Source organism: Glycomyces niveus (assembly GCF_017592475.1).
GTDB classification, from domain to species: Bacteria; Actinomycetota; Actinomycetes; order Mycobacteriales; family Micromonosporaceae; genus Glycomyces; species Glycomyces niveus.
On sequence record NZ_JAGFNP010000006.1, the window covers coordinates 47,954 to 74,361 of the forward strand.

The following is a 26,408-nucleotide window of genomic DNA, read 5'->3' on the forward strand; positions in this document are numbered from 1 at the left end:
GGTCAGGCCCTCCGCTCGCTCTTGCTCAACCGGTGCAGGGCCGCGACCAGCGCCGGGCCCATCGCCGCGGTCCGGGCCGCGTCGCCGCCGTCGTCAGTGCCCTTGCGCCCCAAGGTGCAGGCCGAGGCGAGCGCGGCCCCGATGTGGTCCGGCTCGGCCTTCGGGACGAGCGAGCGGACCTTGTCGGCGCATTTGTCGCGCAGGCCGGGCACGTCGCGGGCGGTGGGGGTCCGTCCCAGGTGCTCGGCGGCGAGGGTGCGCACGAGCGGCCAGGCGAGGCCGGGGAGTTTGACGCCGGCCTGGGGCCCGGCGTCGCGCAGGCGCTTGCAGTAGGCCTCGGCGTTGCCGTCGCCCGCGGCTTTGAGCAGGTCGTTGAAGAGCCGCGTGGGCGGCACCTGCTGCGGGTCGGCGGCGCCGGTGCGGTCGCAGAGATCGTTGACGCGGTCGGTCCACCACTGCCGCGGGTCGACGGGAGGCGGTTTGACGGGCGCTCCCTTGGGGACGGCTGCTGCGGGGGTCGCGGCGGCGCCGGCGCCGATGCCGTCGAGGTAGTCGTCGATCGCGGTGGCGGCCTCGGTGAGGCGGACGCGGGCCGCGTCGAGGCGTTCGCGGGCGGCGCCGAGCTTGTGGAGGCCGATCTCGGCGTTGGACTCGCGCGAGGCCTCCTTCAGTTCCGCCTGGGCGGCTTCGAGGCACTGGTCGGCGGTGTCGAGGGCGGGCAGCGGGAGGTCGGCGGCCAGGGCCTTGAGGCGCCCGGCGAGGGCGGCGACGTCCACAGGGGTCTCCGTTCTAGAGGGTCGCGGCGTAGGCCTCGGCCTGCTCGGCGGCGGCGAACGTGGCGGCCAGCGACTGCTCGAGCTCGGCGGCCGCCTGCGCGAGCGCGGCCTGGGCGGTGGCGACCGAGTCGTGGCCGGAGCCGGCGGTGACGGCGGTCAGGCTCCCTTGGGCGGCTTCGATGTTCTGGCTGGCGGAGGCGATGGCGGCCTGGCCGTCGCGCACCTGCTGGAGCGCAGCGGCGATGGCGGACTTGAGTTCGGCGACGCTCACGGTGGACACAGGCTCATTCTCACCGATCGAACGCGTACATGCGGTGATCGGACGATAACCCGGCGTGTCTGCTTTGTCGGATTTCCGACGCCGCCGTGACTACGAGTGTTGCTTTCAATGCATTTAACGGTGGCGAAGTGACGTACCTCCCAACTAGAGTGTGAGTACCAACGGGGGCCCGCCCCCTACACATCGACACCCGGGAGGCGACCGTGCCAGTGCAACGCACTTACGTCCTCGACACCTCGGTACTGCTATCAGACCCTGGTGCGTTCTCACGGTTCGACGAACACCACGTGGTCATTCCGCTCGTCGTAGTAAGCGAACTGGAGGGCAAACGCCACCACCCCGAACTGGGCTGGTTCGCCCGGGAGTGCCTCAGGCGCCTCGACGAACTCCGCATCAAGCACGGGCGCCTCGACCAGCCGATCCCCGTCGGGGACCACGGCGGCTCCATCCGGGTCGAGCTCAACCACGTCGACACCTCCGGCCTGCCGGCCGGGTTCGCCGTGGACACCAACGACTCGCGCATCATCGCCGTCACTCGGGCACTGGGGCTCGAAGGCGCCGACGCGGTGCTGGTCACCAAGGACATGCCGCTGCGGGTCAAGGCCTCCGCGGTCGGCATCCCCACCGAGGAGTACCGCCACGGCCAGGCCGCCGACCCCACCTGGTCCGGCATGGCCGAGCTCGCGGTGTCCGACGAGGAGATCGACCGGCTGTTCGACGGCGGCGACGTGGACCTGCCGCACGACGTGGAGCTGCCGTGCCACACGGGGCTCGTCCTCACCGGCACCGGCTCCAAGGCGCTCGGCCGGGTCACTGTGGACAAGCAGATCCGCCTCATCCGGGGCCGCGACGCTTTCGGCGTCCACGGCCGCTCCGCCGAGCAGCGGGTCGCGCTCGACCTCCTGCTCGACCCCGACATCGGCATCGTCTCGCTCGGCGGCAAGGCCGGCACCGGCAAGTCGGCGATGGCGCTGTGCGCCGGGCTCGAGCAGGTGCTCGAACGGGAGCTGTTCAAGAAGGTCATCGTGTTCCGCCCGCTGTACGCGGTCGGCGGCCAGCAGCTCGGCTACCTGCCCGGCTCCGAGGGCGAGAAGATGAGCCCGTGGGGCCAGGCCGTGTTCGACACGCTCGGGGCCGTCACGAACGACGTGGTGATCTCGGAGGTGCTCGAGCGCGGGATGCTCGAGGTCCTGCCGCTCACCCACATCCGCGGCCGCTCCCTGCACGACGCGTTCGTCATCGTCGACGAAGCGCAGTCGCTCGAGCGCGGGGTGCTCCTGACGGTGCTCTCCCGCATCGGCCAGGGCTCCAAAGTGGTGCTCACCCACGACGTCGCGCAACGCGACAACCTGCGGGTGGGCCGCCACGACGGCGTCGCCTCGGTGATCGACGTGCTCAAGGGCCACCCACTGTTCGCTCACGTGACGCTTACGCGCAGTGAGCGTTCGGAGATCGCGGAAATGGTCACCAACCTGCTCGAAGGCTAGGGATCCAGCTCTGGCATGCTGTGTCCCGGGCGTCTGTGGACAGACGCCCGGGACACAGGAGTAGAGCGCATGATCCCACTGCTGACCCGCTACGGCGCGAAAGCCGCCGCCGTGCTCGTCCTCGCACTCGGGGCCGTCATCGTCGTGAACGCCGTGAACGACAAGCCCTCGGAAGAGGACGCCCAGCACCCCAGCCAGGCCGCCGCCGAGCAGCAGGCCGAGGCCGAGGAAGCGTATGAAGAAGTCCGCTACCTCCACGTCAACTACATCGCCGAGACCGCCGGCGCAGACGTGACCGTCAAGGCCGAGGCCGTCGGCGACTACGCGATGGACAAGGCCGCCGGCCTGGACTCCGCGCAGGAGGACGCCGACAAGGCCGCCGCCGAGGCCGAAGCGGCCGCCGCGGCGAACACCAACCCGACCTCGGTCGACATCCCGTCCAGCTGCGACGAGTACTCCGGCAACAAGGCCACCGGCTGCGCCATGGCGGTCGAACGCGGCTTCAGCCTCGACGAGGTCGGCTGCCTCGTGGCCCTGTGGGACCGCGAGTCCGGCTGGAACCACCTGGCGGAGAACTCGATCGGCGCCTACGGCATCCCGCAGGCCCTGCCCGGACCGAAGATGGAGTCCGCCGGCTCCGACTGGGAGACCAACCCCGTCACCCAGATCAAGTGGGGCCTGGGCTACATCGAGGGCCGCTACGGCACGCCCTGCGAAGCCTGGAACCATTCCGAAGAAGTCGGCTGGTATTAGGACCCCGACCGCCGCCCGGTCCCCCGGGCGGCGGTCGTTTTTTACTGGAGCCACCCCATGATCCCGAAGCTGACCCGCTACGGGGCCCGCATCGCCGCCCTCGTGGTGCTCGCGATCGGCGCCCTCATCGCCGTCAACGCCGTCACCGACGACCCCGCCCTGATCGACGCGGAGCACCCCGGCCAGGCCGCCGCCGAGCAGCAGGCCGACGCCGAGGCGGCGTACGAGGAAGCGCGCGGCCACCACCGCGACTACATCGCCGCGACCGCCGGCGCCGACGTCACCGTCAAGGCCGAAGCCGTCGGCGAATACGCCGCGGACAAGGCGAACGGCCTGAACGACGCCCAGGAGGACGCCGACCAGGCCGCAGAGGAGGCCGCCGCGAACAACAACCCGACCTCAGTCGAGATCCCGTCCAGCTGCGACGAGTTCACCGGGAACAAGGCCACCGGCTGCGCGCTCACCCTGGAGGCCGGGTTCGACCTCGAGCAGTTCGCGTGCCTGGAACTCCTGTGGGACAAGGAGTCCGGCTGGAACGAACTGGCCGAGAACCCGATCGGCGCCTACGGCATCCCGCAGTCCTACCCCGGCAGCAAGATGGCGTCCTTCGGCGACGACTGGCGGACGAACCCCGTCACGCAGATCCTCTGGGGCCTCGACTACATCGAGGGCCGGTACGACGCCCCCTGCGACGCCTGGGCCAAATCCGAGGCCGAGGGCTTCTACTGATCCCTTGAGCCACGCCCCCACGAACGCCAGCGCGACCAGTTCCATGCCGACGGTGGTGCGCTGCAGCAGGCCCGCGCCGAACGCGCCGGGCTCGCGCGGCACGCCGAACCATTCGGCGACGTACGGGGCGGAGCAGGCGACGAGGGCGACGACGGCGATCCAGCTGGCGGCGAGGACGCCCTTGCGGGTCTTGTCGGGGCAGTCGGCCCCGCGCGCCCAGCGGGCGAAGCAGAGGCCCATGACGGCCATGGTGCTGAAGGCGCAGAACGCCGCGTAGCGGTGGATCGCCGAGATCAGAGAGACCTCGGGGAGGCCGGGCGGGTCGGTGGGGAAGAGGGCGACGAGGCCGAGGAAGCCGGCCCAGACCAGGAGCATGGGGCTGAGCCAGCGGGGGGCTTCGACGCGGCGGGCGACGGCGGCGAAGGCGCAGGCGCCGAGCCCGAAGAGGACGAGCGCGACGGGCAGGAGCCAGCCGAGCGGGGTGTAGAGGTGGAGGCTGATGACGACCTCGACGGGGTTGAGGCCGGAGGTCGCGTGGAGGACGACCATCGCGGCGAACCCGGCGGCGAGCGCGGTGAAACCGGCCGTCGTCAGTCCCTTGAGGGTGGTCGCAGTGGTGGCACTGTCGCCAAGGGGCGCATGAATGATCATGCCGTCAAGCCTCGCGAAACCGGGCGTCTGAATCAGTGACGCGGGCACCCGAATCGCTCCCCCCGCCAGCACCCGGCCGGTGGTACGGCCTGCACTACCGCGGGGGTCCGGTGGGTTCGCCGCTCCCGGGCGCGCGGCGGCCGGGTGTGCGAGGCTTGGGGGGTGAACGAGTTGGCGGGAGCCCTGTCCCCGTATCTGCGTCAGCATGCCGAGAACCCGGTGGCGTGGCGCCAGTGGAGTGCGGCGGCGCTGGCGGAGGCCGCGGAGCGCGATGTGCCGGTCCTGATCTCGATCGGGTATTCGACGTGCCACTGGTGCCATGTGATGGCGCACGAGTCGTTCGAGGACAAGACGGTGGCGGACGCGATCAACTCCCGGTTCGTGGCGGTGAAGGTCGACCGCGAGGAGCGGCCGGACCTGGACGCGGTGTACATGCAGGCGACGATGGCGATCACGGGTCAGGGCGGGTGGCCGATGACGGTGTTCGCGTTCCCTGACGGGACGCCGTTCTTCGCGGGCACGTACTTCCCGAAGGCGCATTTCCTGCGGCTGCTGGACGCGGTGCACTCGGCGTGGGCGACGCAGCGGGAGGAGCTGGCGCATCAAGGTGCGGCGGTCGTGGAGGCGAGTGCGCGGAGCGGTCCGGCGTTCGCGGACGTGACGGTGGCCTGCCCGCTGGACGGCCCGTGCCCGCCGGCGCCGCCGGTGCGCACGGAGCTGCTGGACGCGGCCGCGGCGACGACGCTGGCGTCGGCGGACCGGGTGAACGGCGGGTTCGGGGCGGCGCCGAAGTTCCCGAGCGTGCCGGCGCTGCGGTTCCTGTGCGACGCGTACGTGCGCACGGGGGACGCGGAGCTGCTGGGTCATGTGAAGCTGACGGCGGAGCGGATGGCGCGCGGCGGGATCTACGACCAGTTGGAGGGCGGGTTCGCGCGCTACAGCGTGGACGCGTCGTGGACGGTGCCGCACTTCGAGAAGATGCTGTACGACAACGCGGAGCTGCTGTGGCTGTATTCGCGGCTGTACGGCGAGGGGGCGCTGTTCGCGCGGGTCGCGGACGAGACGGCGGCGTTCGTGCTGGAGCGGTTCTCGACGGCGGAGGGCGGGTTCGCGGCGGCGTTCGACGCGGACACCGAGGGCGTCGAGGGCTTGACGTACGTGTGGACGATGGCCGAACTGGAGGCGGTGCTCGGGCCGGATGCGGCGTGGGCCGCGGAGGTGTTCGGGGTCGATCCGGCGAGTCCGAACTTCGAGCACGGCGCGAACGTCCTGGAGCTGCCGCGAGATCCGGACGACAGCGCCCGCTGGGAGGCGGTGCGGCACCGGCTGCTGGCGGCGCGGCGGCTGCGGGCGCAGCCGGGCCGGGACGACAAGGTGGTGGCGGCCTGGAACGGGCTGGCGATCGCGGCGCTGGCGGAGTACGCCTCGCGTACGGGCCACCGGGATTCGCTGCTGGCGGCGGAGCGCGCCGCCGAGCTGCTGCTGCGGGTGCACATCGGCGCTGACGGGCGTCTGGCGCGGGCGTCGCTGGGCGGGGTCGCGTCGGCGGCGCCGGGGATTCTGGAGGACTACGCGGCGGTGGCGCTGGGGTTCCTGCGGCTCGGCGGGGACTGGACGGCGCGCGCGCAGGGGCTCATCGAGCAGATCCGGGAGCATTTCACGGACTTCGAGGGCGGGTTCTTCGACACGGCCGCTGATGCGGAGGCACTGGTGACGCGGCCTGCTGACGTGCACGACGGGCCGACGGCGTCGGGGTGGGCGCTGGCGGCGGCCGCGATGCTGGAGGCGTTCCAGGTGACGGGCGACGAGACGTACAAGGACGACGCGTGGCGGGCGGTGGCGCGGGCCGAGCCGGTGATGGGCGCGAATCCGCGGTTCACGGCGGGGCTGCACGCGGCGGCGGAGGCGCTGGTGCGGGCGCAGCGCTGACCGGCTGCAAGAAATTACTGGTCGCGCGGGCGCGGATCACACGCCGCTTCGTCGTATTTCTGCTTGCCGCCCGGCAAGGGCCGTGCTTACGTTGGTGAGTTGTGAAGCCCAACCCACTGCACCCCCCTGCCTTGTCCCCCGCGGACATCCCGGCCGACCCGTGGCGGTACCTGTGGTACGTCGCCCGCGCCCAGACCGGCCTGGTCGCGCTCGGGTTCGTGCTGCTCAGCGTCTCCGGTTCGGCCTGGATCCTGCTGCCGTGGACGATTTCGAGGATCATCGACGAAGTGCTGCTGGCGGGCTCGGCCGAGCCGCTGGCGCGCTGGTCGGTGGCGCTCGTGGCCGTCGCGATCGCCTCCTCGTGGGTGTTCGTGGCCGGGTACCGGTCGCTGTTCATGGCCGAGTCGCACGCGCGGGTGCGCACGGTCCGCAACCTCACCGACCACTTGAACCGGGCGGGGACGGGCGTGCGCGGCGCGGTCTCCCCCGGCGAGATGGTCAACCTCTCCACTGAGGACGCCCACAAGACGGGGTCGTTCATCTTCCAGCTCGGCTTCGGGTGGATGGGCCTGGTCATGACGGCCGTCGGCGCGGTCCTGCTGTGGCGGGCGAGCCCCGCGCTCGGGTGGACGACGCTCATCGGCGTGCTGCTCATCGGGTTCGTGGTCGGACCGGTGCTCTCGCGCCTGCAGCACCACCAGATCGCGTACCGGTCCTCGGTCGCGAAGCTCACCGGGCAGGCGAGCGACGTCGTGGGCGGGCTGCGCGTGCTGCGCGGCGTCGGCGGCGAGGCCCAGTTCTCGCACCGGTACCGGTCGGCTTCGGCGGAATTGCGCGAGGCCGGGTACGGCGTCGCGACCGCCGACTCGTGGGTGCAGGGGCTGCGGGCGAGCCTGCCGCTGGCGCTCATCGCGGCGGTGACATGGGTCGGCGCGCGCCTAGCGCTGAACGGTGCGATCACAATTGGGGAGCTGTCCGCGGCGTTCGGCATGACCGCGCTCGTCGCCCAGCACTCGGGCGCGATGATCGGCATGGCCCAGTCCGTGATCGCCGCACAGGTCGCCTCCCGGCGGCTCACCGCGTTCTTCAACACCCGCAGCGACATCGCCGACGACGGCACCGCCACCGGCGCTGGCGGGACGCTGCGCGACCCCGAGTCGGGGCTCGCGATCGAACCGGGCCGGCTCACCGTGGTCGTCAGCGCCGAAGCGAAGCCCGCCGAGGCCGCGATGGAACGCCTGGCCCGCTACAGCGAATCCGCCGCCGAATGGGGCGGCGCGAAACTCGCCGACCTCGCGCTCGACGAGGTGCGCGAACGCGTCCTGCTCCTGCGCGACGACTACCTGTTCGCGCAGACCCTCGGCGAGACCCTGCGGGTCGACGAGGCCCGCGCGCTCGCCGCCATCGACACCGCCGGCGCGGGCGACGTCCACTCCAGCCTCGGCTCGACCATGGACGGCGAGATCCACAACGCCGGCCGCAACCTCTCCGGCGGCCAGCGCCAGCGCCTCCGCCTCGCGCGGGCGCTCGCGGCCGACGCGGAGATCCTCCTCGCCGTCGAGCCGACCTCCGCGGTCGACGCGCACACCGAGTCGCTCATCGCCGAGCGGGTCGCAGCGGCCCGCGCGGGGCGCACGACGGCGGTCGTGACGGCCTCGCCGCTGTGGCTGGCGCGCGCCGACCACGTGGCGTGGATGGTGGACGGCAAGGTCCGCGCCACCGGCTCGCACGCCGAGCTGTCGCTGCAAGACGAGTACCGGTCCCTCACCTCTAGGCAGGAGTCCTGATGAGCGCCAATGGAACCAGCGGCCGCCTGCCGGTGGCGGGCCGGGCCGAGATGATCGAGGCGATCAAGCGGCTGGTCCTGTCGGACAAGCGCGCGTTCGCGGGCGTCGTCGCGCTGTACGTGCTCGCGGCGGGCGCGAGCGCCGCGCTGCCGGTGATGCTCGGCGAGGTCATCGACGGGATCGGGACGGGCTGGACCGCCGCCCGCGTGGACCTGGTGTGCGGCGTGATCGCCGCGTGCGTGGTCCTGCAGCTGGTGCTCATGCGCACCGGCCGCCGCATGGGCTACCGGCTGGGAGAGCGGGCGGCGGCGCGGCTGCGCGAGTCGTTCATCGACCGGGTGCTGCGGCTGCCGCTGGGCACGGTCGAGCGCGCCGGCACCGGCGACCTCGCCACCCGCACGTCGGGCGATGTGGGCGCGGTGGCGGAGCTGCTGCGCAAGACCGCGCCCGAGGTCGCGGTCGCGATCATCGAGGGCACGGTCATCATCGTGGCGGCGTTCGTGGTGAACCCGCTGCTGGGCCTGCTGTTCGTGGTGGGCATGCCGATGCTGTTCTTCGCCGGGCGCCGGTACCTGCGGCTGGCGAGCCCGGTGTTCCTGAGCGAGCGGGCCGCGATGAGCGAGATCGCCGAGACGGCGACGGCGTCCGCGGCCGGGGCCGCGACGGTGGCGGCGTACCGGATGCAGGAGGAACGCGGCGCGGCCGGGTACGCGCGGGCGGCGACGCACATGGACCGGCTCAAGGGGATCGTGCGGCTGCAGACCTGGTTCTTCCCGGCGACGGACCTGACGTTCCTGACCCCGGCCGTGGTGGTCACGATCGTGGGCGCGTTCTGGTACCTGAACGACTGGGTGACCGTGGGCGAGGTGGTCGCGGTGGCGATGCTGACGCTGCGCCTCGACGGGCCGGTGTTCCGGTCCATGATGTCGCTCAGCGAGTTCCAGATGGGCGGGGCCGCGATGGCCCGCGTGGAGGGCGTGCACCTCATGCCCGACGAGGTCCGGGAGGCCGCGCCGGAGGGCGCGGAGGTGCGGCTCGACAACGTGACGTTCGGGTACGGCGACGGCCCGGACGTGCTGCACGGCCTGAGCCTGCACCCGCGGCGCGGCGAGCGCCTCGTCGTGGTCGGACCTTCCGGGGCGGGCAAGTCGACGATCGCGCGGCTCGTCGCGGGGATCGACCGGCCGCGCACCGGCTCGGTGACCCTCGGCGGCGCTCCCGTCGCCGACATCCCGCTGGAGCAGTTGCGCCGCAAGGTGATCCTGGTGACCCAGGAGCATTACGTCTTCACCGCGACGCTGCGTGAGAACCTGAACCTCGCCGCACCGGAGGCGGACGACGAGGCGCTGCTGTCGGCGCTCGCCACGGTCGACGCGCGCTGGGCGGCCGACCTGCCCGAGGGCCTGGACACGATGCTCGGCGACGAGCACCACCGGCTCAACCTCGCCGAGGCGCAGCAGCTCGCGCTGGCGCGCGTGATCCTCGCCGACCCGGACGTGGTGATCCTGGACGAGGCGACGGCGGGCATCGACCCGGGCAGCGCGGGGAACGTGGAGGCGTCGCTCGCGGCGGCCTTGAACGGCCGCACGGTGATCGCGATCGCGCACCAGTTGCAGGCGGCCGAGTCGGCCGACCGGATCGCGGTGGTGCGCGACGGCCGCATCGCCGAGGAGGGCAGCCATGCGGCGCTCCTCGAAGCGGGCGGGGCGTACGCGAGCCTGTGGGGCGCTTGGAAGGGCGTCGCGGTCTGAGACGGGATCGGCCCGGAGTCTTCGCTCCGGGCCGTCACACCACGGAAGACTGACATGTACACCATCAGGGCGCAAAATACCAGAAATTCGCATTTCGGATACTAGGGTGATCTCCCGTACCTGCGGCGGCCCCGATGCCGCCGCGCATCTCGGACGGGAGCCTTCATGCCGCGCAACGCCACCCCCCAGGTCTACAAGCACCGCCTCGCGGGCTACACGTACTGGTCGCGGCGCACCTACTCCGACTCGCCGCGCCTCGCGCCCGTCGTGCTCATCGGCGGTGCGCTGCACCGCAAGGAGGACTGGGGCCGGGTCGAGCAGGGCCTGCTCGAGCACGCCGACGTGATCTGCCCGGACCTGCCCGGCTGGGGCGGCGCCGACCTCCTGCCGCCCTACCTCGGCACGGACATCCCGGCGGAGGCGATGGTGCGCCTCCTCGACGACCTGCGCATCGAGCGCGTGAACCTGTTCGCGGGCTCCTACGGCTCGTCGGTGGGGTACCGGCTCGCGCAGACCCATCCCGACCGGATCGGCCGCATGGTCCTGGCCGGGACCATGGGCGGCATCCCGTTGGCGTCGCGGCCGATGATGCGCGCCGCTGTGGCCCTTGCGGAACGAGGTCCGCGCGAGCAGTTCGGGCCGGCCGCCGTCGACGTCCTCATGAGCCCGCACCCGGACATCGCCGCGAAGTCCGTGGTCCGCCGCATCCTCGCGATGCGCTTCGGCGCCGCCGACGACGCCGACCTCGCGAAGTTCATCGCCAACACCAACCGGCTGCTCTCGCGCGACCTCATCGACCCGTCGGTCCCGCCCGCCGTGCCGACGCTGTTCACCACCGGCGAGCACGACACGCTCACCCCGCCCGAGCTGTGCCGCGAGCTCGCGTTCACCTGCCCCGAGAGCTGGTACGTGGAACTCGCCCGCGCCGACCACCTCATCCACCTCGAACGCCCGGCCCAGCTCGTGGACCTCATGGTCCGCTTCTTCGACCGCGAACCCCTGGACGACCTTCCGTACGCCACGGTCGTCGAGGACCTGCGCCGCGTCCCCGCCACGGTTTGACAGCGCTGCCAGGCAGCGCTGTCTAGCGCCGCCGCTGTCGCACCCCGGCGCTACGGTGGAACCGTGGCAGCGCAACCGGGTTACGAAGAGCGCGCACTGCAGGGGACGCTGCGACCGTGGTCGCCCTGCGTGTGGGTCCGGCGCGCCTCCAGCGCGGCGGCGCTCGCACGGGTCGTGCCCGACGGCTGCACCGACCTGCTGTGGCGGCGCGGCCGACTCGAGGTCGCGGGGCCCGACACCGGCCACCGCGACGTAGCGATCGACCCCGGTGAACTGATCGTCGGCGTCCGCCTCCGCCCCAGCGCCGCCCGCCCACTCCTCGGCGACCTGCCGGCCACGGAGGTCACCGACGCTCAACCTGTGCTGCGCGACCTGTGGGGCGATGCGGCCCTGCAACTCTCAGCATCGATCGCCGCCGAAAGCGATCCGTGGCGTATCGGTGCGGCCCTCGCCGCGGCGCTCGGCGACCGGTGCCGCGCCAATGCGCCCGACGAGGTCGCGATCGCCGTCGCCGACGCCCTCGACCGGCCCCGCCCTCCCGCGATCGGCAGCCTCGCTTGGGAACTCGGTTATTCCGAACGCCACCTGCGCCGCCGCGTCCAGGCCGCGACCGGGTACGGGCCGAAGACCCTCGAGCAGATCCTCCGCTTCCGCCGCGCCCTCGCCGCCGCCTCCGACGCCCCTGACTGGAGCCGCATCGCGGCCGAGCAGGGCTACGCCGACCAGGCGCACCTGAGCCGCCAGGTGCGGCGCTGGTCGGGCGCGACCCCGCGCTCACTCGCTCAAGCCTGATCCCAGGCCGCGAGCGTCCGCAGCGCCGCGAGCGTGAACCCGGGCCGGGCCTGCTGCTCGATCGCCGGGTTCCACCGCCGGTAGTAGATCGGCCAGCCGCCGTCCTCCCGCTGCTCGCCCGCGAGACGGTCGAGCGACATGGTCAACTCTTCTGCGGAGAACCATTGGGCCGCAAGGCTCTGCGGGCCCGACGCGAACTCGCACGGGAACGTGTGCTCCTCCTCGGCGTACCCCGGCGGCGTCGGGATGCCTTCAGGGTTCGCCGGATCGAGCAGCACGAGCCCGCCGTCGCGCACGAGCGCCCCGATCCGCTTCGCCTCCCCCTCGGCCCACGCCCGGTCGGGGGCGTGGTCGAGGAAGCGGACGACACTGAAGACCTCGTACGGATGGGAGGCCTCGAGCTCGCTGATCCGGTTGCGGCAGAACGCGGTCGCGCCCTCCACCCACGGATGCTCCACGCCGTGCTCGAGCAGCAGCCCGGTGCTCCGTGCCGTGGTGAGCAGCCCGCCCCGGTCCTGCGGCGGCGCCTCGACCCACGGCGGACGCGGGTACGCGGTGACACTCGGCAGCAGATCCGGCACGCCCCCGTCGGGCGCGGTGTGGCGCTGCAGCCAGTCGCAGATCGGGCCGCCCGTCTCCTGGTCGAGCGCGTCGGCGTCGTCCAGCACCTCAAGCGCCGCCATCGCCGCGAGCGGCTGCGGCGCAGGCCCTTTCACATCGGGCTCGAGCGCGAACGCGAACCCGCCGTCAGCCGTGCGATGCGCCGCGAGCGCGGCCAGGACCGCGTCCCTCCCGCCGCTGCCGAGCCGGCATTCCAGCCGGCGCTGGTCGAGCACGCTCCCGGTCAGCCAGATGAACTCGGCCGCCCGTTCGGTCATCTTCTCGGTGATTCGTCCCATGCCCCCACGCTAGGCCCGCAACGGCCCCCAGGTCTTGAACAGAACGGACCTCCCGGCGGCCCTTCCCGGACAAGCAGCAAGGCCGCAGGTGAACCCTGCGGCCTTCTGATCTGTGGAGCTGGCAGCGGCCTACTTGAACCCACCACCCCAGCTCAGCGTCCACGCGCACCGGCTCCCCGACCTGCTCACCCGCCCGGTTGCGAATCCTGACCCCGCGCCGGCACCCACGGCGCCGGCAAAGCCTGGGCGCTGCGCCGACGCTTGTCCGACGAATCCAAGAGCGCCATCGTGACCGCGTGCCCTGAGCGGTGCCGAGCAGGACGCCGCAGCAGTGCCCGATCCTTCGGCCTGGTAGTGCCGGAGTGGAGTGAAGGTCCCCGACAACACATCGGTGAACGCGCGTTCCTCTGCCAAGCGCGTGGCGGCGCGATAACGACAAGGGGAGCGGCCGGTCCAGCCATTGACTAAACATCGATACTTCTCTATAGTTCGAAACGCCGGAAAGACATCAGATGTTTCGGAGTCGAACTGCGATATGTGAGCGATAACAAGTATTTCCTACGCCCCCAACCGGTGAGGAGGGCCCGATTCCTCGATCCTGTCCCGCTGAACCCGAGGCATTGCCGCGCTCGCGGCGGCCTCCGCTGACTGACCGATCCGGCACCCGTCAGTCCGCGATCGCCCGGTCCAACCCGTAGCAACGGACCCGCATATCCAAGACCCGACGAACCTCAGCTAAGGAGGCCATCATGGCCTGGATGGAAACCCCTAAGAGCCGCAGGCGGATGCTCATCGGCGGAGCCGGCGTGCTCGCCGGGGCCGCCGCCGCGACCGTACTCAACCCGTTCACCAACGCTGCTGCGGCCGCCACGGTCGACACGTCCGCCTGGTATGTGCTGGTGAACCGCACCAGTGGCAAGGCCCTGGACGTCAGCGGTGCCTCCACCGCCGACGGGGCCCTGCTGCAACAGTGGACCCGCACGAACGGCAACAACCAGCAGTTCCAGTTCGTGGATGCCGGCGGCGGCTATTACCGGATCAGGGCGCGGCACTCGGGCAAGATGCTCGACGTCTCCGGCTGGTCGACCGCTGACGGTGCCGCCATCCACCAGTGGACCGATCACGGCGGCGCCAACCAGCAGTTCCGGCTGGCCGACTCCGACGGCGGCTACGTCCGGTTGATCAACCGCAACAGCAACAAGGTGGTCGAGGTCCAGAACGCGGCGACCAACGACGGCGCGGCCGTCGTGCAGTTCAGCGATTGGGGCGGGGCCAACCAGCAGTGGCAGCTCGTCCGCGTCGACGGCGGCGGCGCCGCCTGCGGCCTTCCGTCGACGTACCGCTGGACATCAACGGGTCCGCTCGCGGAGCCGAAGAACGGGCAGGTCTCGCTCAAGGACTTCACCGCCGTCCGCCACAACGGCCAGTACCTCGTCTACGCGACGACGCACGACACCGGAACCGCCTGGAACTCGGTGGTCTTCAGCCCGTTCACCAACTGGTCCGACATGGCCTCGGCCAGCCAGACCAGGGTGACGAGCTTCAACCCGGTGGCCCCGACGCTGATCTACTTCGCCCCGAAGAACATCTGGGTGCTGGCCTACCAGTGGGGCTGGCCGTACAAGTTCTCCTACCGCACGTCGACCAACCCCGCCGACCCCAACAGCTGGGGCCCGCACCAGGAGCTCTTCAACGGGCAGCTTCCCGTGAACAACCCCATCGACCAGACCCTCATCGCCGACGACCAGAACATGTACCTGTTCTTCGCCAACGACGAAGGCCAGATCTACCGCGCCAGCATGCCCCTCGGCAACTTCCCGAGCAGCTTCGGCACGAGCTACCAGCTCGTCATGAGCGACACGAAGGCGAACCTGTTCGAGGCGGTTGAGGTCTACAAGGTCCAGGGCCAGAACCAGTACCTCATGATCGTCGAGGCCATGGGCAGCCGGGGCCGCTTCTTCCGCTCGTTCACGGCCACCAGCCTGAACGGCACGTGGACGCCGCAGGCCGCGACGGAGAGCAACCCCTTCGCGGGCAAGGCCAACAGCGGGGCCACGTGGACCAACGACATCAGCCACGGCGACCTGGTGCGCACCAACCCCGACCAGACCAAGACCATCGACCCCTGCAACCTGCAATTCCTCTACCAGGGACGCAGCCCGAGCTCTGACGGCATGGACTACGGCCTCCTGCCCTACCGCCCGGGTCTGCTGACACTGCAGCGCTAGCGGCACGACACAGGTCAATCTCGGGTGCTCCCGAGGCAGCGGGCGGTCTCATACCGAGCCCGCCCGCATCCGACCCCCGTCGGGATCGGCGAGCACGAAGTGCTCAACAGCAATGAGCGGTCATCAGCCTGATGACCGCTCATTTACCGAATATCCGATTCTGTGGAGCTGGCAACGGCCTACTTGAACCCACCACACCAGCTCGACACCCACGCAAACCGGCTTCCCGAACTACTCTCCCGCTCAGCCGCGAATCTTGACCCCGCACCAGTGCCCCGGAACACCGGCAAAATTTGGGCACTGAACCGCCGCCTATCCGACGAAGTCAGGAGCGCCATCGTGACCGCGCACCAAGAAGGTGTCCGCCAACAAGTCCTTGCCGACCGCTATGACGTCAGCCTCTCCAGCATCAAACGCTTGATCCGCGCCTCACGTTTATCCACTCGACCTCCGACGGTGCGATGCGATCTTGCAGGTGCGACAGCCGTCGACCATCGGCCGGCTCCTACAAGGCCATCGCGACGGGCGAGACCTCGGCGTTCAGCCAGACCATCGAGCATGTCACCGGCCACCGCCTCTGGTGCTCGAGGAGTTCCTGCGGCGCGCACCCCAGCCCTGGCACCTCCTCGCCGCCTGAGCGAACCGAGGAGTCAGGGCACCCGCAGCTCCAGCGCCGCCAGACGTCCCGGTTCGGCGACCGCCTCGATCGCGGCGATCTTTTCGTCCTTGAACGACAGCGTCAACACCAGCCGCAGCTTCCCGCGCGGCGCCAGCACCACGCCGACCTCGCCGTCCAGGAGCACCGCCCGCGTCCAATGACCCGCGCCGGAGAACTCCTCCGCGATAGTCCGGGCACCGAACATCTCAGATCCGGCGCCCAGCAGACGCGCCGCCTCATCCGGCCGGTAGCTGGCATCGGGGTCCAACATCGACAGCAGCGTCTCGAACTCGCCGTCACGAGCCGCCCGCATGAACGCGTCGACCGCGCGGAAGCGCCGCAGCCGGTCGGCGCCGCCAGGCTCGCTCTGATCCCGGACGCGCCGCCTCGCCCGGCTCGCAATCCGCTGCGTCGTCTCCGGGCTCCGGCCCACGATCGGCGCGATATCGGCGAACGGCACCGCGAACAGGTCGTGCAGCACGAACGCCAAACGCTCGACCGGAGACAGCGCCTCCATGACCACCAAGAGCGCCAACCCGACCGAATCGGCCATCACCATCTCCGCCTCGGGATCGGTCCGCCGGAACAGGCGCACCGCAGGCTCGGAGGGCCGCTCGTCGAGCGAATCCTCACGCCGCGACTTGCGTGAGCGCAACAGGTCCAGGCACAACCGGCTGACCACCGTCGTCAGCCAGCCCGCGAGGTTCTCGACCTCGCTGACATCGGCGCGGGCGGCCTTGATCCACGCCTCCTGCACGGCGTCCTCGGCTTCGCTCAGCGAACCGAGGATCCGGTACGCCACCGCGCGCAGATGGCCTCGGTGCTCCTCGAAGCGCTCGGTCGACAAGTTTGCTGCTTCCATCGGTCTGGTTTCCCCCTCGCCGTCCGTCAGTGCGATCAAGGAACGAAATCCTACGTGGGGAAACCGAGACGACGACCGCGTCAGGCCCCGTCCCCCACCCCGCCCAAGGCCCGACCGGGCCGCCGACACCGCAAAGGATCCCACTATGAACCTCGTCCTCTGGATCTTCACCGGCCTACTCGCCACGGCCCTCCTCGTCAGCACCGTGAAGGCGTTCCTCCCAAGGGAGAAGATCGCCGCAACCGGGCCCGCCGCCGAATGGATCCTCGACTTCAGCCCCGGCGCGCTGCGAACCATCGCGGGCCTCGAATTCCTGGCCGCGATCGGCCTGATCCTCCCCGCCGCCCTAGACATCGCCCCGATCCTGGTCCCCATCACCGCCACCTGCGTGGCCCTGCTGTTCGTCGGGGCGACGACCGTGCGTCTGCGCCGCGGCGAACGGAAGACCGCCGTGGGCGACCTCGTCTACCTGGCGATCGCCATATTCATCGCGATCGGGCGCTTCGGCCCGTGGGCGTTCACGAGCTGACCGTCGGCCGGTGGCGCTGACCAGCGCCACCGGCCTCCCGGCTACCAGCTCTTGACGGCGGGCTGCCTCGTCGGGACGTTGAGGCGGTTGAAGAGGTTCGTCATACCGATCATCAGCAGGATCGCGGCGAGCTCCTCTTCCCCGAAGTGCTTCGTGGCCTCGAGCCAGATCTCGTCGGTGACCGCGTCCGGCCGATCGGCGATCCGGGTCGCGGCCTCGGTCAACGCCAGCGCGGCGCGTTCGGCGTCGGTGAACAGCGGCGATTCGCGCCAGACGGCGACCGAGTGGAGCCGGTCGTCCGTCTCGCCCCGCTGCTTCGCCTGGTCGATCCCGAAGACGACGCATCCGGCGCAACCGTTGATCTGGCTCGCGCGCAGGTGCACCAGTTCGAGGGTGGGCTCCGGGACGCTGGTCGCGCTGATGGCCTTGTTGAGCGCGCCGATCGCCTTGTAGGCGTCGGGGAGCACCATTGCGGGGCTGGTCATGCGAGCTTCCATGATTGACTTCCTCCGTGTTTGCCGTCCGGAATTGCCTTGCATCTCCTTGACGGACGGCGGCGAAGGAATCAGACAGCAACCCGAGAAGCATTTCCAGGGACGGCACCGGCCGCCCCGACGAGGACGATCTACGCCGACTCGACAGCGCCGTCGAGCCGGCGAACGCAGCTCGTCGTCTCGTCCCGGCCGGGTGTCAAGAGCCAGTCCACCGTTCCGGTGATACTCCCCCTCGAGCCGATCCCGCTATCCTGAGAATTCTGTGTGACTCAAGACATACGCTCGCGGCCAGGGGCACAGCCATGCAGCGCATCGACTTCCGCGTCATCTCCGACCTCGGCCCCGGTGCCGACGAGCAGGAACGCCACCAACGCGCTGCGCTCCATTGAGGCCGCCATGACCCCGCGTCTGGTCGGCACCACCCACATCGGCTCCACCTGCGGCGTCGTCGCCTCGGTTGCCATCGGCTCCGCCGCTTTCGCCCCGCTCCTGCGCTCCCTGTTCCACGACTGGACCGGCTCATTCCAACTCGTACTGTGGCTTTCCGCGCTCGTCCCGATCGCTGTCGCCGCCGTCATCGTGCCCCTCCCGCAACGCAGGATGAATAGCCGAGAGTCCGGACTTCAAGATTGATTGCAGCGCTTGGTAATCCGATCGCTCTTCCCAGTGGAGATACTGCGCCGAACCTCAACTCGCAAATAGTGTCTTCGCAGCACAACGACCCCGGAGAATCGAATGAGCGGTCATCTATGCGATGACCGCTCATGTGCTGGATGTCTGATTCTGTGGAGCTGGCAACGGCCTACTTGAACCCATCGCCGCAGGTCAACGCCCACGCAAACCGGCTCCCTGACCTCTTCAACCGCCCCACCCTGTTGGCCTCGGGGACGGCCGTCGTCTGCGGTTTCCCAGTGCGCGAGGAGAACCATGGACCCCTTGGCGGGACCTGTGATCCGTCGGCCGGAGCCGACCGGCCGCGCGCGGCACCCGTCGAGGATGTCTGAACCCGTTCCGATGAGCGTCCATGCCTGCAGAATATTCGTAACGACACGCTCAGAATCTTTGCACTGATCGACGCAGAATCTTGGTACCGTATCCTCGTGAATAGGGAATACGTATCGCGCATCGCCGACCGTCTCATCGGCGAGCTCATGCAGGACTTCCCGGCATTGCTCGTGGTGGGGCCGCGCGCGTGCGGGAAAACCACGACCGCCCGCCGATATGCTCGGACGGTCATCCGCCTAGACCGTGAAGCGGAAGCCGAAGCCGTCCGCGCCGACCCCGACGGCGCACTCGACGCGCCGCTACCGCTGCTCCTAGACGAATGGCAGGAAGCACCCCAGATCCTCGGCGCGATCAAACGGGCAGTCGACGAACGCCCCGGCCCCGGCGCCTTCCTGATCACCGGGTCGGTGCGCTCCGACCTGGAAGCCGCCGGCTGGCCCTTGACCGGGCGGGCGATCAGAGTGGAGATGTACGGGCTCATCCAAAGGGAGATCGAGGGCGCGGTCGATCTCGCCCCGCTCTTCGACCGGCTGCGCGCCGATCCAATCCAGTCCCTGCACCCGGCGCGATCGGACCTGGCGCTCAACGACTACCTCGACCTCGCCCTCCGCGGAGGCTACCCGGACGCGGTCCTGGCCTCCTCCGAAACCACCCGGCGCCGCTGGCTGGACGCCTACGTCGACCAAGTCGTCTTCCGCGACGCTGAACTCATCGACAGCGCCCGCGACCCGCTCAAACTCCGCCGGTACCTGCAGGCCGTCGCCCTCAACACCGCCGGAGTCGTCGCCGCCAAGAGTCTGTACGAAGCCGCCGACATCAACAGTCGGACCGCGCAGGCCTATGACCGGCTGCTGGGCAACCTGCTCCTAGTGGACGCAGTGCCCGCCTGGTGGACCAATCGGCTCAAGCGCCTCGCCAAGGCACCCAAGCGGTACCTCGTCGACCCCGGCATCGCCGGGGCGATTCTCGAAATCGACCGCGCGGGGCTGCGCCGCAACGGCGACTTGATGGGAAGGATGCTCGACACCTTCGCAGCGAGCCAGCTCAGGGCCGAAGCGCGCCTTAGCGAATCGCGGCCCTCGCTCTACCACCTGCGCACCAACGACCAGCACCGCGAGATCGACCTACTCGCCGAGTACCGCGACGGCACCGTGTTCGGCTTCGAGTTCAAATCGGCGGGGACCGCGTCGACCAAGGACGCCCGACACCTGGCATGGCTGCGCGACGAACTGGGCGACAAGTTCATCGGCGGGGCCGTCCTCCACACAGGCCCACGTTCATTCGAACTCGGCGACCGCCTCATCGCCGCCCCCATCGCAGCCCTCTGGACCCGACCGCGAACACCAACGGCCGCAGCAATTTAGGCGGCAGCAGAGGGCGCGCAGATGCACTCGTTGCCCAGGCCGTGGTGCCGCAACTCACCAGAGACCCGGGGCCTTGAACCGCTTCCCCGGCACGGCCGCTCCTCCTCAGCCCGCGAGCAAACTGAGAAAAACATTGACCATTGTCACATTAAGTGAACAACACACTGCGACGCACACGAGGGCCTTGAAAAGCAAGAAGAGGGACCATCTCTGCGATGATCCCTCATGTTCACTATGTCCGTTTGTGGACCTGGCAACGGCCTACTTGAACCCATCACCCCAGGCCAACACCCACGCAAACCAGCTCCCTGACCTGTTCAAGCGCCCCACCAGGAATCCTGACCCCTGCCCCACGACCGAACCCCGGTCATCCAACGGAAGACCCTGGTCCCTGGACCGCCGCCTCACCAGCGCAGACCGCGCGGCGATCGTGCGCGAGTACCAGGAAGGCGAACTCCAGAAGACGCTCGCAACGAAGTACGGCATCAGCCTTTCCAGCGTCAAACGCCTCGCCAGGGAAGCTAGAAAAGCGACCGGACTCGCGCCCGTCTTAGGACAGCTGAGGGATCACGCAGCGCGAGCTTGCTTCCATGGTCTAGCTGTTGGTGAGCGCCGGTCCAGTTTCGGGCACGATCGACCTTCAACGACCGCCGAGCAATGCTCGCGGAATGCTGTTTCGGCAACTTCTTGCGAGCCGTACCAGTATGTCCAGTCGTCTTCAAGCTCTCCGGACGAGAGCCATAGGTCCAACCAAAGCATCGAATCGCAGCAGCGAGATGATCCATCCTCGAAGTACCTCATGAACCACCACAACACGTTCGAGAGACTGTCGACGAACCCGGCGCTTCCCGCAAGGTAGCTGGCCGAAGTCTCTTTCACTCGCTGGTCCACCACGGCCTCACGGGTTGGAAGAGAGATCCCGAGTTGTTCGGCCACGACAGGAATCAGATCACGGATGTCGCGTGTCTGGCTGCGGTCCAGCCCAGCGAGCTCAGCCAGTGCAGGGGTATCGAGGCCGCGCGCGAGGGCATGCGCCGCCTCCATCGGCACATCGACACCACCATCGAAGTCGTAGACGAAGTCCTCGAAGACACGAACCAACCGCTGCATCACCTAAGCATGCCGAAGCAGGCGCAGGGCTGCCAACGCGGATCCGGCGAGCCCAGGCATCCTCGATGGCCCGGACTCAAACCGTCGCGATTGAGGCGTCTCCCGGCAGCGGCAACCAGACCGTTTCGAGGAACTCGTCTTCCTCGATCATCTTCAGCAGAGCTGGAGGGCCATAGACCTTCGTTCCCGACAAGTCCCAGTCCGTGTACACCAGCCAGGATTGGTCAGCAGGCCAGATATTGGCGGGGCTGTGGTAGGGGTCAAGCTGCTCGAGAATCTCCAGATCTCGCAACCGCCCCTGAAGCACGCGCAAGCCCGCCTGAGTGTCTTGAAGGAAGGCCGGATGAGCGAATGCGGCCACATCGGGCCCTGAGAAGCGCCGCAGAATGGCAGCGAGCCTGGCGAAACTTTCACGGTCCAGGCTGCCCCACTCCGCCCACCTGATCCTCTCCCACAGCCCATCGCCCTGCCTGACGGAAGGGAAGGCGCGAAACGGCGGCACGCGATACTGCGGCTCGACGTGCTGCGCCACCACCGGGTCTCCAGTCCGCTCGGCCAACTCCCGCCAACGCAGCCGTTGCCACCCCTGCCCTGGATCAGCAGGCCACCCCGGCTCGTCGTCGACCTCATCCTCGTTGCCTGCGCTTCGGTGAAGGGCCTCGTTCTCGCCGGCCTCGACCTCGTACGTGGCATGCAGAATCCAAAGCCCTGCAGGATAAGGCGGAGGCCCGAACCCAGAAACTTGCTCCCCGCAGACATCGATCAGCCAACCGAGTTCCTGCACATCAACTTCCGACCACCGATCCACCAAGGCAGCCTAACGAGAACGCGCCGCGCACTCAGTCGCTGAGGCCGATGCCAAAATGCTGACGCGCTCCTCGGTGCAGCCCGTTGATCATGTGCTGGATGTCGTTGCGTTTCCTTCACGCAACCACCGGCGGACCTCCGGTTCGATCAGGATCAAGACCTCGATGATGACGAAGACCGGGCAGCCGCCCGCCAATGCGAGTGCGCCGAGGGAGTCGCCACCACTGTTGACGAGGAGTACGAGCGAGCCGACGAGATGAATGCCGATGACCACACTGCAAGCTCGAATCATGACCCACGCTCGTTTCGGCCCCTGCCGGAGCCGAATCGCGGTGAGGACGAGCAGCGGCGAGCCGACGCCGATTGTGGCCGCGACGACGAAGCCGATAACAATCTGGGCCGCGCCCGAGGGTTCGGTGGACATCATCGTGGCCAGCTGCGGAACGATCCAGATCAGGTAGCCGGTGACCGGCAGGTAGTACAGGGCGTGCAGGACCAGCACGACCTGCAGCATGCGGATCCACTTCCTAGGCGGCACGGTCAGTGCCGCGTCGCTGCCAGGCTCAGGACGGGTCATATCGCGTCGCCTGTTCTCCTTGGTCGGTGATGATCAACCCGAGATTGTCCAGGCTGTCGGAGTCGGTGAAGTACTGCATGTGGTTGCCGTCGCCGCCATCGACTCGCTGCGGAAACAGCTCGGAGTCTGTCGTATCGGCGCCGAGGACGACGTCGTCGGCGGCGTTGATCGGGTCGTTGTCGCTCATGGAGACGTAGACGTCTTCTCCTCCGACATTGAAGTCGGCCGCGCTGTCGACCTCGTTTCCGGGTCCGGGGGAACCGATGAGCACGACTTGGTCGGCGTCGGAGGTGTCGCCGGTCTGGTCGGCGTAGCCGGTGACAGTGGATCCGTAGCTGTGCCCGATCTGGGTGATGTTGGCATCGCTGGCCTGGTTGGTGGCGCTGATGCCGGTGGTGAACTGGTCGAGCCTTTCGCCGCCCTCTTCTGCGTATTCCTGCGAGTACCCTTCGGCGAACGACCCGGGTGCGTCGTAGCCAAGCCACATGACGGTGACGTTGTTGGCCGCGGGATCCTGGCTCTCGGCTGCGTCGGTGAGATTCTGCGCATAGTCGACGTACGTTTCGGTGCCGGCCTTCGCCATCGCCTCAGTCCAGTCCTCATCGCTGCCCACGCCGGGGATGTAGATCGCGATGTTGTCAGCCGCGTCAGGATCGCCGGTCGCGACGATGCACTGCATGTCGTGGTGGGTGGCGTCTCGCCCGTCCACTTCCATGCTCTCGGGGGTGAAGCCGAGGAGCATGAGGTTCTCGTCGTTGACTTTCTGCAGCAGTCCGCTCGCGTCGTCGTCATGTGGATGCGTGGCAACGTAGTCGGTGAGCATGGCAATGTTGGCGTCGTGTCGGACTTGGGAGGGGATGCCGTCGGTGTTGCCCAGCAGTTCCGGACGGTCGGTGAGCAGCTGCGCTTGGTCTTCAGGGGAGAGCGAGGACCACAGCCCGTAGGTCTCGGTCGGACTAGCCTCGCCGGATTCGACCCTGTCGAGGAATTCTTGGTACTGCTCGGCGTAGTACTCCGCAGTCCGGGTGGCATAGTCCGGTTCGCCAATGCGGGGCGGGAGCGGCTCGGCATCGTCGTTGAGGGCCCGCAGCGCGGCTGCGTACGTGTCGTCGATGTCCCTGGCGTCGGCCATGATCGCGAGGAATTCGTCGGTCAGGATCTCGGCTCGCTCAATCAATCGGAAGCGCTCGTTTTGCTGCTCGGCATTGTTGCTGCCACCGGTGTAGTGGTAGTCGTTCGGGCCCTGGGTGGCGATGTCGAAGCGTTCCTCGCCGATGCCGCCCGCGGCGACCAACTCGACTCCGGCTTCGGCGAAGAGGTCGGCTAGGTCCTGCTTCTTGACAGTGAGGTCTTCCTGGACAGCGCGAAGAATGCGGGTGATGGGGTCTGCGTACAGGCCGAGTCCTTCGATGTAGTCGCCCACGGTGCCTTGGACATTGGCACGCAGCGCATCGGCGGAGGTGCCTTCGAAGTCGGTGCTGCCGTCACGCAGAACGTCGATGTCCTTGAGCACGTCGTCTTCGATCTCGAGTGCGGTCTGGATGTAGGTCGCCCATGACGCTGCCGCATTCTCGACGACGGTGAAGTCAGTGGCGCGCAGAATCTGCCAGGTCAGCTCGCTCATCAGACCGCCACGCTCTCGCCGCCGGTGGACATGGCGCCGTCTTCGCCGGTTCGTTCCGGACGAGCGGCGCCGGTCTGCTCGTAGTAGTCGTCTTGCCGGTACTGGTCGATGCTGATGTAGGTATCGGCTTCGAGTTCGACCATGTCGGCCGCGGTGTCGTTGTCGTGTTGGCGGGCCACGGCGGCGTTGGTGGCCAGGTATTCCGCGGCGTCTTCGAGGCGTTCCCTACTGCCGCCTGCGCGCTTCGACCAGAACGCGGTGGCCTCGCCGAGGGCGTCCTTGAATGCGAACATGCCGACACCGAGGCTGGTCAGGGCATTGACCACATCTTCGGAAGCGGCTGCGGAGGCGGCCGAGACATGCTCAGCGATGCCGAGGAGATCTTGTGAGGCTTGGTCGACCGCGTCCGGGTCGATGGCCATCTTGTCGCTCAAGGGGTGTCCTTCTACTAGGGGGATAGAGGAAGGGGGTTGACCACGAAGGTATCGGTTCGCCGGACCGGTTGGGGTACATGCAGTTCCAGGCGAAACGATCCGTTATAGGAGAGCGCAGTAGCGCAACGGCATCATACCGCTACAGATCAACTCGCTGATGATTCGAAGGCAAGGGCCCGTGACCTGTGAGCCCACCCTGGGCACGACTTCGACATGCGAAGCACCCCTACCAGGACTTGCACGGCCCAACGGACGCTCTCGACGCAAAAGAGCGGTCATCGACACGATGACCGCTCTCCTACTCAATATCCGGTTCTGTGGACCTGACAACGGCCTACTTGAACCCACCGCCCCAGCTCAACACCCACGCAAACCAGCTCCCCGACCTGCTCACCCGCCCCGCCCCGAATCCTGACCCCGCGCCAGCACCCCAGAACCCCAGCAAAGCCTGGGCATTGAACAGCCGCCTGTCCGAAGAAGTCAGGAGGGCAATCGTGACCGCATATCGAGAGGGTGTCCGCCAAAACGTGCTCGCCGACCGCTACGAGGTCAGCCTCTCCAGCATCAAGCGCCTGATCCGCGCCTCCCGCTTACCTACTCGACCGCCGACGGCGCGCCGCGGTCGTGCAAGTGCGGCAGCCGTCGACCATCGCAAGGGCCCGAGCGCGGAAATCGCGCTCGGCAGCCTCAACCGACCCGAAGGTCGATGTTGCGCTTGCAGAGCATCTAGGCGTGCTTGGTGATGGGGCGGTAAATCGCCACCGGGGTAATAGCGCCACCAGGCCAGACTACGTCCTCACTGAACCCCGTTCCCGCCGTGAACTTGCCGAGTAGGCGCATCAGTGTCGCCATCTGGGCTGAATCGACTCCCTGCTCCCCCTGCGGGGTCATCGAGACCATCTGCTTCACGATCTGATCAGCGGTAAAAGATTCCCGGGCTGGGTATCGGGTTACTATTGCAATAGTGGTCCACGAAACTGGATCGTATCCGTATCGGATCGGAATCGCCGAACGTTCATGCTCGATGTACTGGCTCTCGAGAACTCCAAAGAAACCATGATGAGGGAGACCAAGACTAACGGGTTCGATCCTGACGGTAACCGCATCCGTTAGTGTTGACCCCATGGCCTGGATGATCTTCTGGAATTCGATGGGGAATATATCAGCGCCTGCCTGCGCAAACCTCGCAGCGAACTCACTGAAGGTCTCGATGGTTGCACGGTGATCCGCTAGGAAAGTAGGTGCGGTGATTCGAATGACCCTGAATGGTGGCGCAATCTTCCCGATGGCTCCCGACTCCCAGATGGAGGAGTCTTGGACCTCAACGGAAATATCCTTCATGAAGCCAAGTGCCACTGCGTCTTCCTCGAACGCTGCGCAGTAGAGCGAATCAAGGTCACGACTGGTTGTCGTGCCAGACTGGCGCGAGGCGCCCAATGTTTTCTCCGCCTTTATCAGGGCATTGGCCCCGATTTTCAAGCCGTCCTTGGTCTCCTGCTCATGCACACTGCTGAGCAGCCCCCCGGCGAGATCCGCTGCCAGTGCTCGGATGCGGACTGAGTCAATGTAAGCGAACTCGCGGATGTGATCAGGGACTACTTCGCCGGGCTCATCGGTGCTCTCAACCATCATCAGTCGAGCATAGAGGTGGGGCTGGCTCTTCGGAGTCTCACATTGATCAGCGAGCCGGCTACATTTTTCTGGCCGAAGGTACGAGTATCTGGCTGCCAGCGAATCACGGGCAACGTTCAGAGATCCGTTAGTTCGACAGCCTTAGGTCGAGAATCGTAATCCGTTACGGTTGGGCTTGAACCCAATTC

At 68.3% G+C, this 26,408-nt stretch carries 23 protein-coding genes and 1 pseudogene; 12 read left to right on the forward strand and 12 right to left on the reverse strand.

The features are described 5' to 3' along the window. Positions 1-2: 2 nt before the first annotated feature. Positions 3-776: a hypothetical protein gene (locus J5V16_RS12730; RefSeq protein ID WP_208496660.1), complete on the reverse strand. Its 774-nt coding sequence runs from the start codon at positions 774-776 to the stop codon at positions 3-5. 13 nt (positions 777-789) lie between these two features. Then, positions 790-1,056 carry a hypothetical protein gene (locus J5V16_RS12735; protein ID WP_208496661.1) on the reverse strand — a complete coding sequence of 89 codons (267 nt, stop codon included), beginning with the start codon at positions 1,054-1,056 and terminating at the stop codon, positions 790-792. A gap of 182 nt (positions 1,057-1,238) precedes the next feature. Here J5V16_RS12735 and J5V16_RS25480 point away from each other — a divergent pair, with 182 nt between their 5' ends. The 3 genes from J5V16_RS25480 (at position 1,239) to J5V16_RS24405 (ending at position 4,025) form a co-directional block, all read left to right on the forward strand. Beyond that, complete coding sequence (locus tag J5V16_RS25480; protein WP_408612428.1) at positions 1,239-2,543, forward strand: PhoH family protein; 1,305 nt, start codon at positions 1,239-1,241, stop codon at positions 2,541-2,543. Between the two features lie 69 nt (positions 2,544-2,612). Next, positions 2,613-3,296, forward strand: a complete 684-nt coding sequence (locus J5V16_RS12745; RefSeq protein WP_208496663.1) for an aggregation-promoting factor C-terminal-like domain-containing protein — start codon at positions 2,613-2,615, stop codon at positions 3,294-3,296. Between the two features lie 57 nt (positions 3,297-3,353). Next, positions 3,354-4,025: an aggregation-promoting factor C-terminal-like domain-containing protein gene (locus J5V16_RS24405; RefSeq protein WP_243901153.1), complete on the forward strand. Its 672-nt coding sequence runs from the start codon at positions 3,354-3,356 to the stop codon at positions 4,023-4,025. Between the two features lie 75 nt (positions 4,026-4,100). On the opposite strand, the pseudogene J5V16_RS25725 reads toward J5V16_RS24405, so the two are convergent. Continuing rightward, positions 4,101-4,883: pseudogene (locus J5V16_RS25725) on the reverse strand (DUF998 domain-containing protein); the annotation flags it as partial. Between J5V16_RS25725 and J5V16_RS12755 the strand changes: the two are divergent. The 5 genes from J5V16_RS12755 (at position 4,839) to J5V16_RS25485 (ending at position 11,997) form a co-directional block, all read left to right on the forward strand. Then, positions 4,839-6,605: a thioredoxin domain-containing protein gene (locus J5V16_RS12755; protein WP_208496665.1), complete on the forward strand. Its 1,767-nt coding sequence runs from the start codon at positions 4,839-4,841 to the stop codon at positions 6,603-6,605. The pseudogene J5V16_RS25725 and the gene J5V16_RS12755 sit on opposite strands and share 45 nt — an antisense overlap. A gap of 131 nt (positions 6,606-6,736) precedes the next feature. Next, complete coding sequence (locus tag J5V16_RS12760) at positions 6,737-8,392, forward strand: ABC transporter transmembrane domain-containing protein (protein WP_208496666.1); 1,656 nt, start codon at positions 6,737-6,739, stop codon at positions 8,390-8,392. Next, entirely contained in the window at positions 8,392-10,143 is a 1,752-nt protein-coding gene (locus J5V16_RS12765) for an ABC transporter ATP-binding protein (RefSeq protein ID WP_208496667.1), read from the forward strand. Before J5V16_RS12760 ends, J5V16_RS12765 begins: the two co-directional genes overlap by 1 nt. A 165-nt stretch (positions 10,144-10,308) precedes the next feature. After that, positions 10,309-11,205, forward strand: coding sequence for an alpha/beta fold hydrolase (locus tag J5V16_RS12770; RefSeq protein WP_208496668.1), 897 nt, complete (start codon positions 10,309-10,311; stop codon positions 11,203-11,205). Between the two features lie 63 nt (positions 11,206-11,268). After that, positions 11,269-11,997 carry a helix-turn-helix transcriptional regulator gene (locus J5V16_RS25485; RefSeq protein WP_208496669.1) on the forward strand — a complete coding sequence of 243 codons (729 nt, stop codon included), beginning with the start codon at positions 11,269-11,271 and terminating at the stop codon, positions 11,995-11,997. Here J5V16_RS25485 and J5V16_RS12780 read toward each other — a convergent pair. Beyond that, positions 11,988-12,896: a hypothetical protein gene (locus J5V16_RS12780; RefSeq protein WP_208496670.1), complete on the reverse strand. Its 909-nt coding sequence runs from the start codon at positions 12,894-12,896 to the stop codon at positions 11,988-11,990. The two genes, J5V16_RS25485 and J5V16_RS12780, sit on opposite strands and share 10 nt — an antisense overlap. A gap of 758 nt (positions 12,897-13,654) precedes the next feature. On the opposite strand from J5V16_RS12780, the gene J5V16_RS12785 reads away from it, so the two are divergent. Next, entirely contained in the window at positions 13,655-15,124 is a 1,470-nt protein-coding gene (locus J5V16_RS12785) for a non-reducing end alpha-L-arabinofuranosidase family hydrolase (RefSeq protein ID WP_408612430.1), read from the forward strand. A gap of 650 nt (positions 15,125-15,774) precedes the next feature. Here J5V16_RS12785 and J5V16_RS12790 read toward each other — a convergent pair. Next, a complete protein-coding gene (locus J5V16_RS12790) occupies positions 15,775-16,683 on the reverse strand; it encodes a sigma-70 family RNA polymerase sigma factor (RefSeq protein ID WP_243901155.1) in 909 nt (302 codons plus the stop codon). A 106-nt stretch (positions 16,684-16,789) separates the two neighbouring features. Here J5V16_RS12790 and J5V16_RS12795 point away from each other — a divergent pair, with 106 nt between their 5' ends. Further along, a complete protein-coding gene (locus tag J5V16_RS12795; protein WP_208496672.1) occupies positions 16,790-17,173 on the forward strand; it encodes a DoxX family protein in 384 nt (127 codons plus the stop codon). A gap of 41 nt (positions 17,174-17,214) precedes the next feature. Here the strand turns inward: J5V16_RS12795 and J5V16_RS12800 are convergent, their stop codons facing one another. Further along, a complete protein-coding gene (locus J5V16_RS12800; protein ID WP_208496673.1) occupies positions 17,215-17,670 on the reverse strand; it encodes a carboxymuconolactone decarboxylase family protein in 456 nt (151 codons plus the stop codon). A gap of 342 nt (positions 17,671-18,012) precedes the next feature. Between J5V16_RS12800 and J5V16_RS12805 the strand changes: the two genes are divergently transcribed. Further along, on the forward strand, positions 18,013-18,300 hold the full coding sequence (locus J5V16_RS12805; RefSeq protein ID WP_208496674.1) for a hypothetical protein: 288 nt from the start codon (positions 18,013-18,015) through the stop codon (positions 18,298-18,300). A 467-nt stretch (positions 18,301-18,767) separates the two neighbouring features. Then, positions 18,768-20,036 (forward strand): ATP-binding protein, encoded by a 1,269-nt coding sequence (locus J5V16_RS12810; protein ID WP_208496675.1) that lies wholly within the window; start codon positions 18,768-18,770, stop codon positions 20,034-20,036. 567 nt (positions 20,037-20,603) lie between these two features. Here the strand turns inward: J5V16_RS12810 and J5V16_RS12815 are convergent. The 6 genes from J5V16_RS12815 to J5V16_RS12840 all read right to left on the reverse strand — a co-directional run bounded on the left by J5V16_RS12815 (position 20,604) and on the right by J5V16_RS12840 (position 26,220). After that, entirely contained in the window at positions 20,604-21,146 is a 543-nt protein-coding gene (locus tag J5V16_RS12815; RefSeq protein ID WP_208496676.1) for a hypothetical protein, read from the reverse strand. Between the two features lie 76 nt (positions 21,147-21,222). After that, entirely contained in the window at positions 21,223-21,954 is a 732-nt protein-coding gene (locus tag J5V16_RS12820; RefSeq protein ID WP_208496677.1) for a hypothetical protein, read from the reverse strand. A gap of 87 nt (positions 21,955-22,041) precedes the next feature. Continuing rightward, positions 22,042-22,467 (reverse strand): hypothetical protein, encoded by a 426-nt coding sequence (locus J5V16_RS12825; protein WP_208496678.1) that lies wholly within the window; start codon positions 22,465-22,467, stop codon positions 22,042-22,044. 49 nt (positions 22,468-22,516) lie between these two features. Further along, positions 22,517-24,154 (reverse strand): alpha/beta hydrolase, encoded by a 1,638-nt coding sequence (locus J5V16_RS12830; RefSeq protein ID WP_208496679.1) that lies wholly within the window; start codon positions 24,152-24,154, stop codon positions 22,517-22,519. Beyond that, a complete protein-coding gene (locus J5V16_RS12835) occupies positions 24,154-24,588 on the reverse strand; it encodes a type VII secretion target (protein ID WP_208496680.1) in 435 nt (144 codons plus the stop codon). The genes J5V16_RS12830 and J5V16_RS12835 overlap by 1 nt, the downstream gene beginning before the upstream one ends. Before the next feature lie 726 nt (positions 24,589-25,314). Further along, a complete protein-coding gene (locus J5V16_RS12840) occupies positions 25,315-26,220 on the reverse strand; it encodes a DUF6414 family protein (protein ID WP_208496681.1) in 906 nt (301 codons plus the stop codon). Between the last annotated feature and the right edge of the window lie 188 nt (positions 26,221-26,408).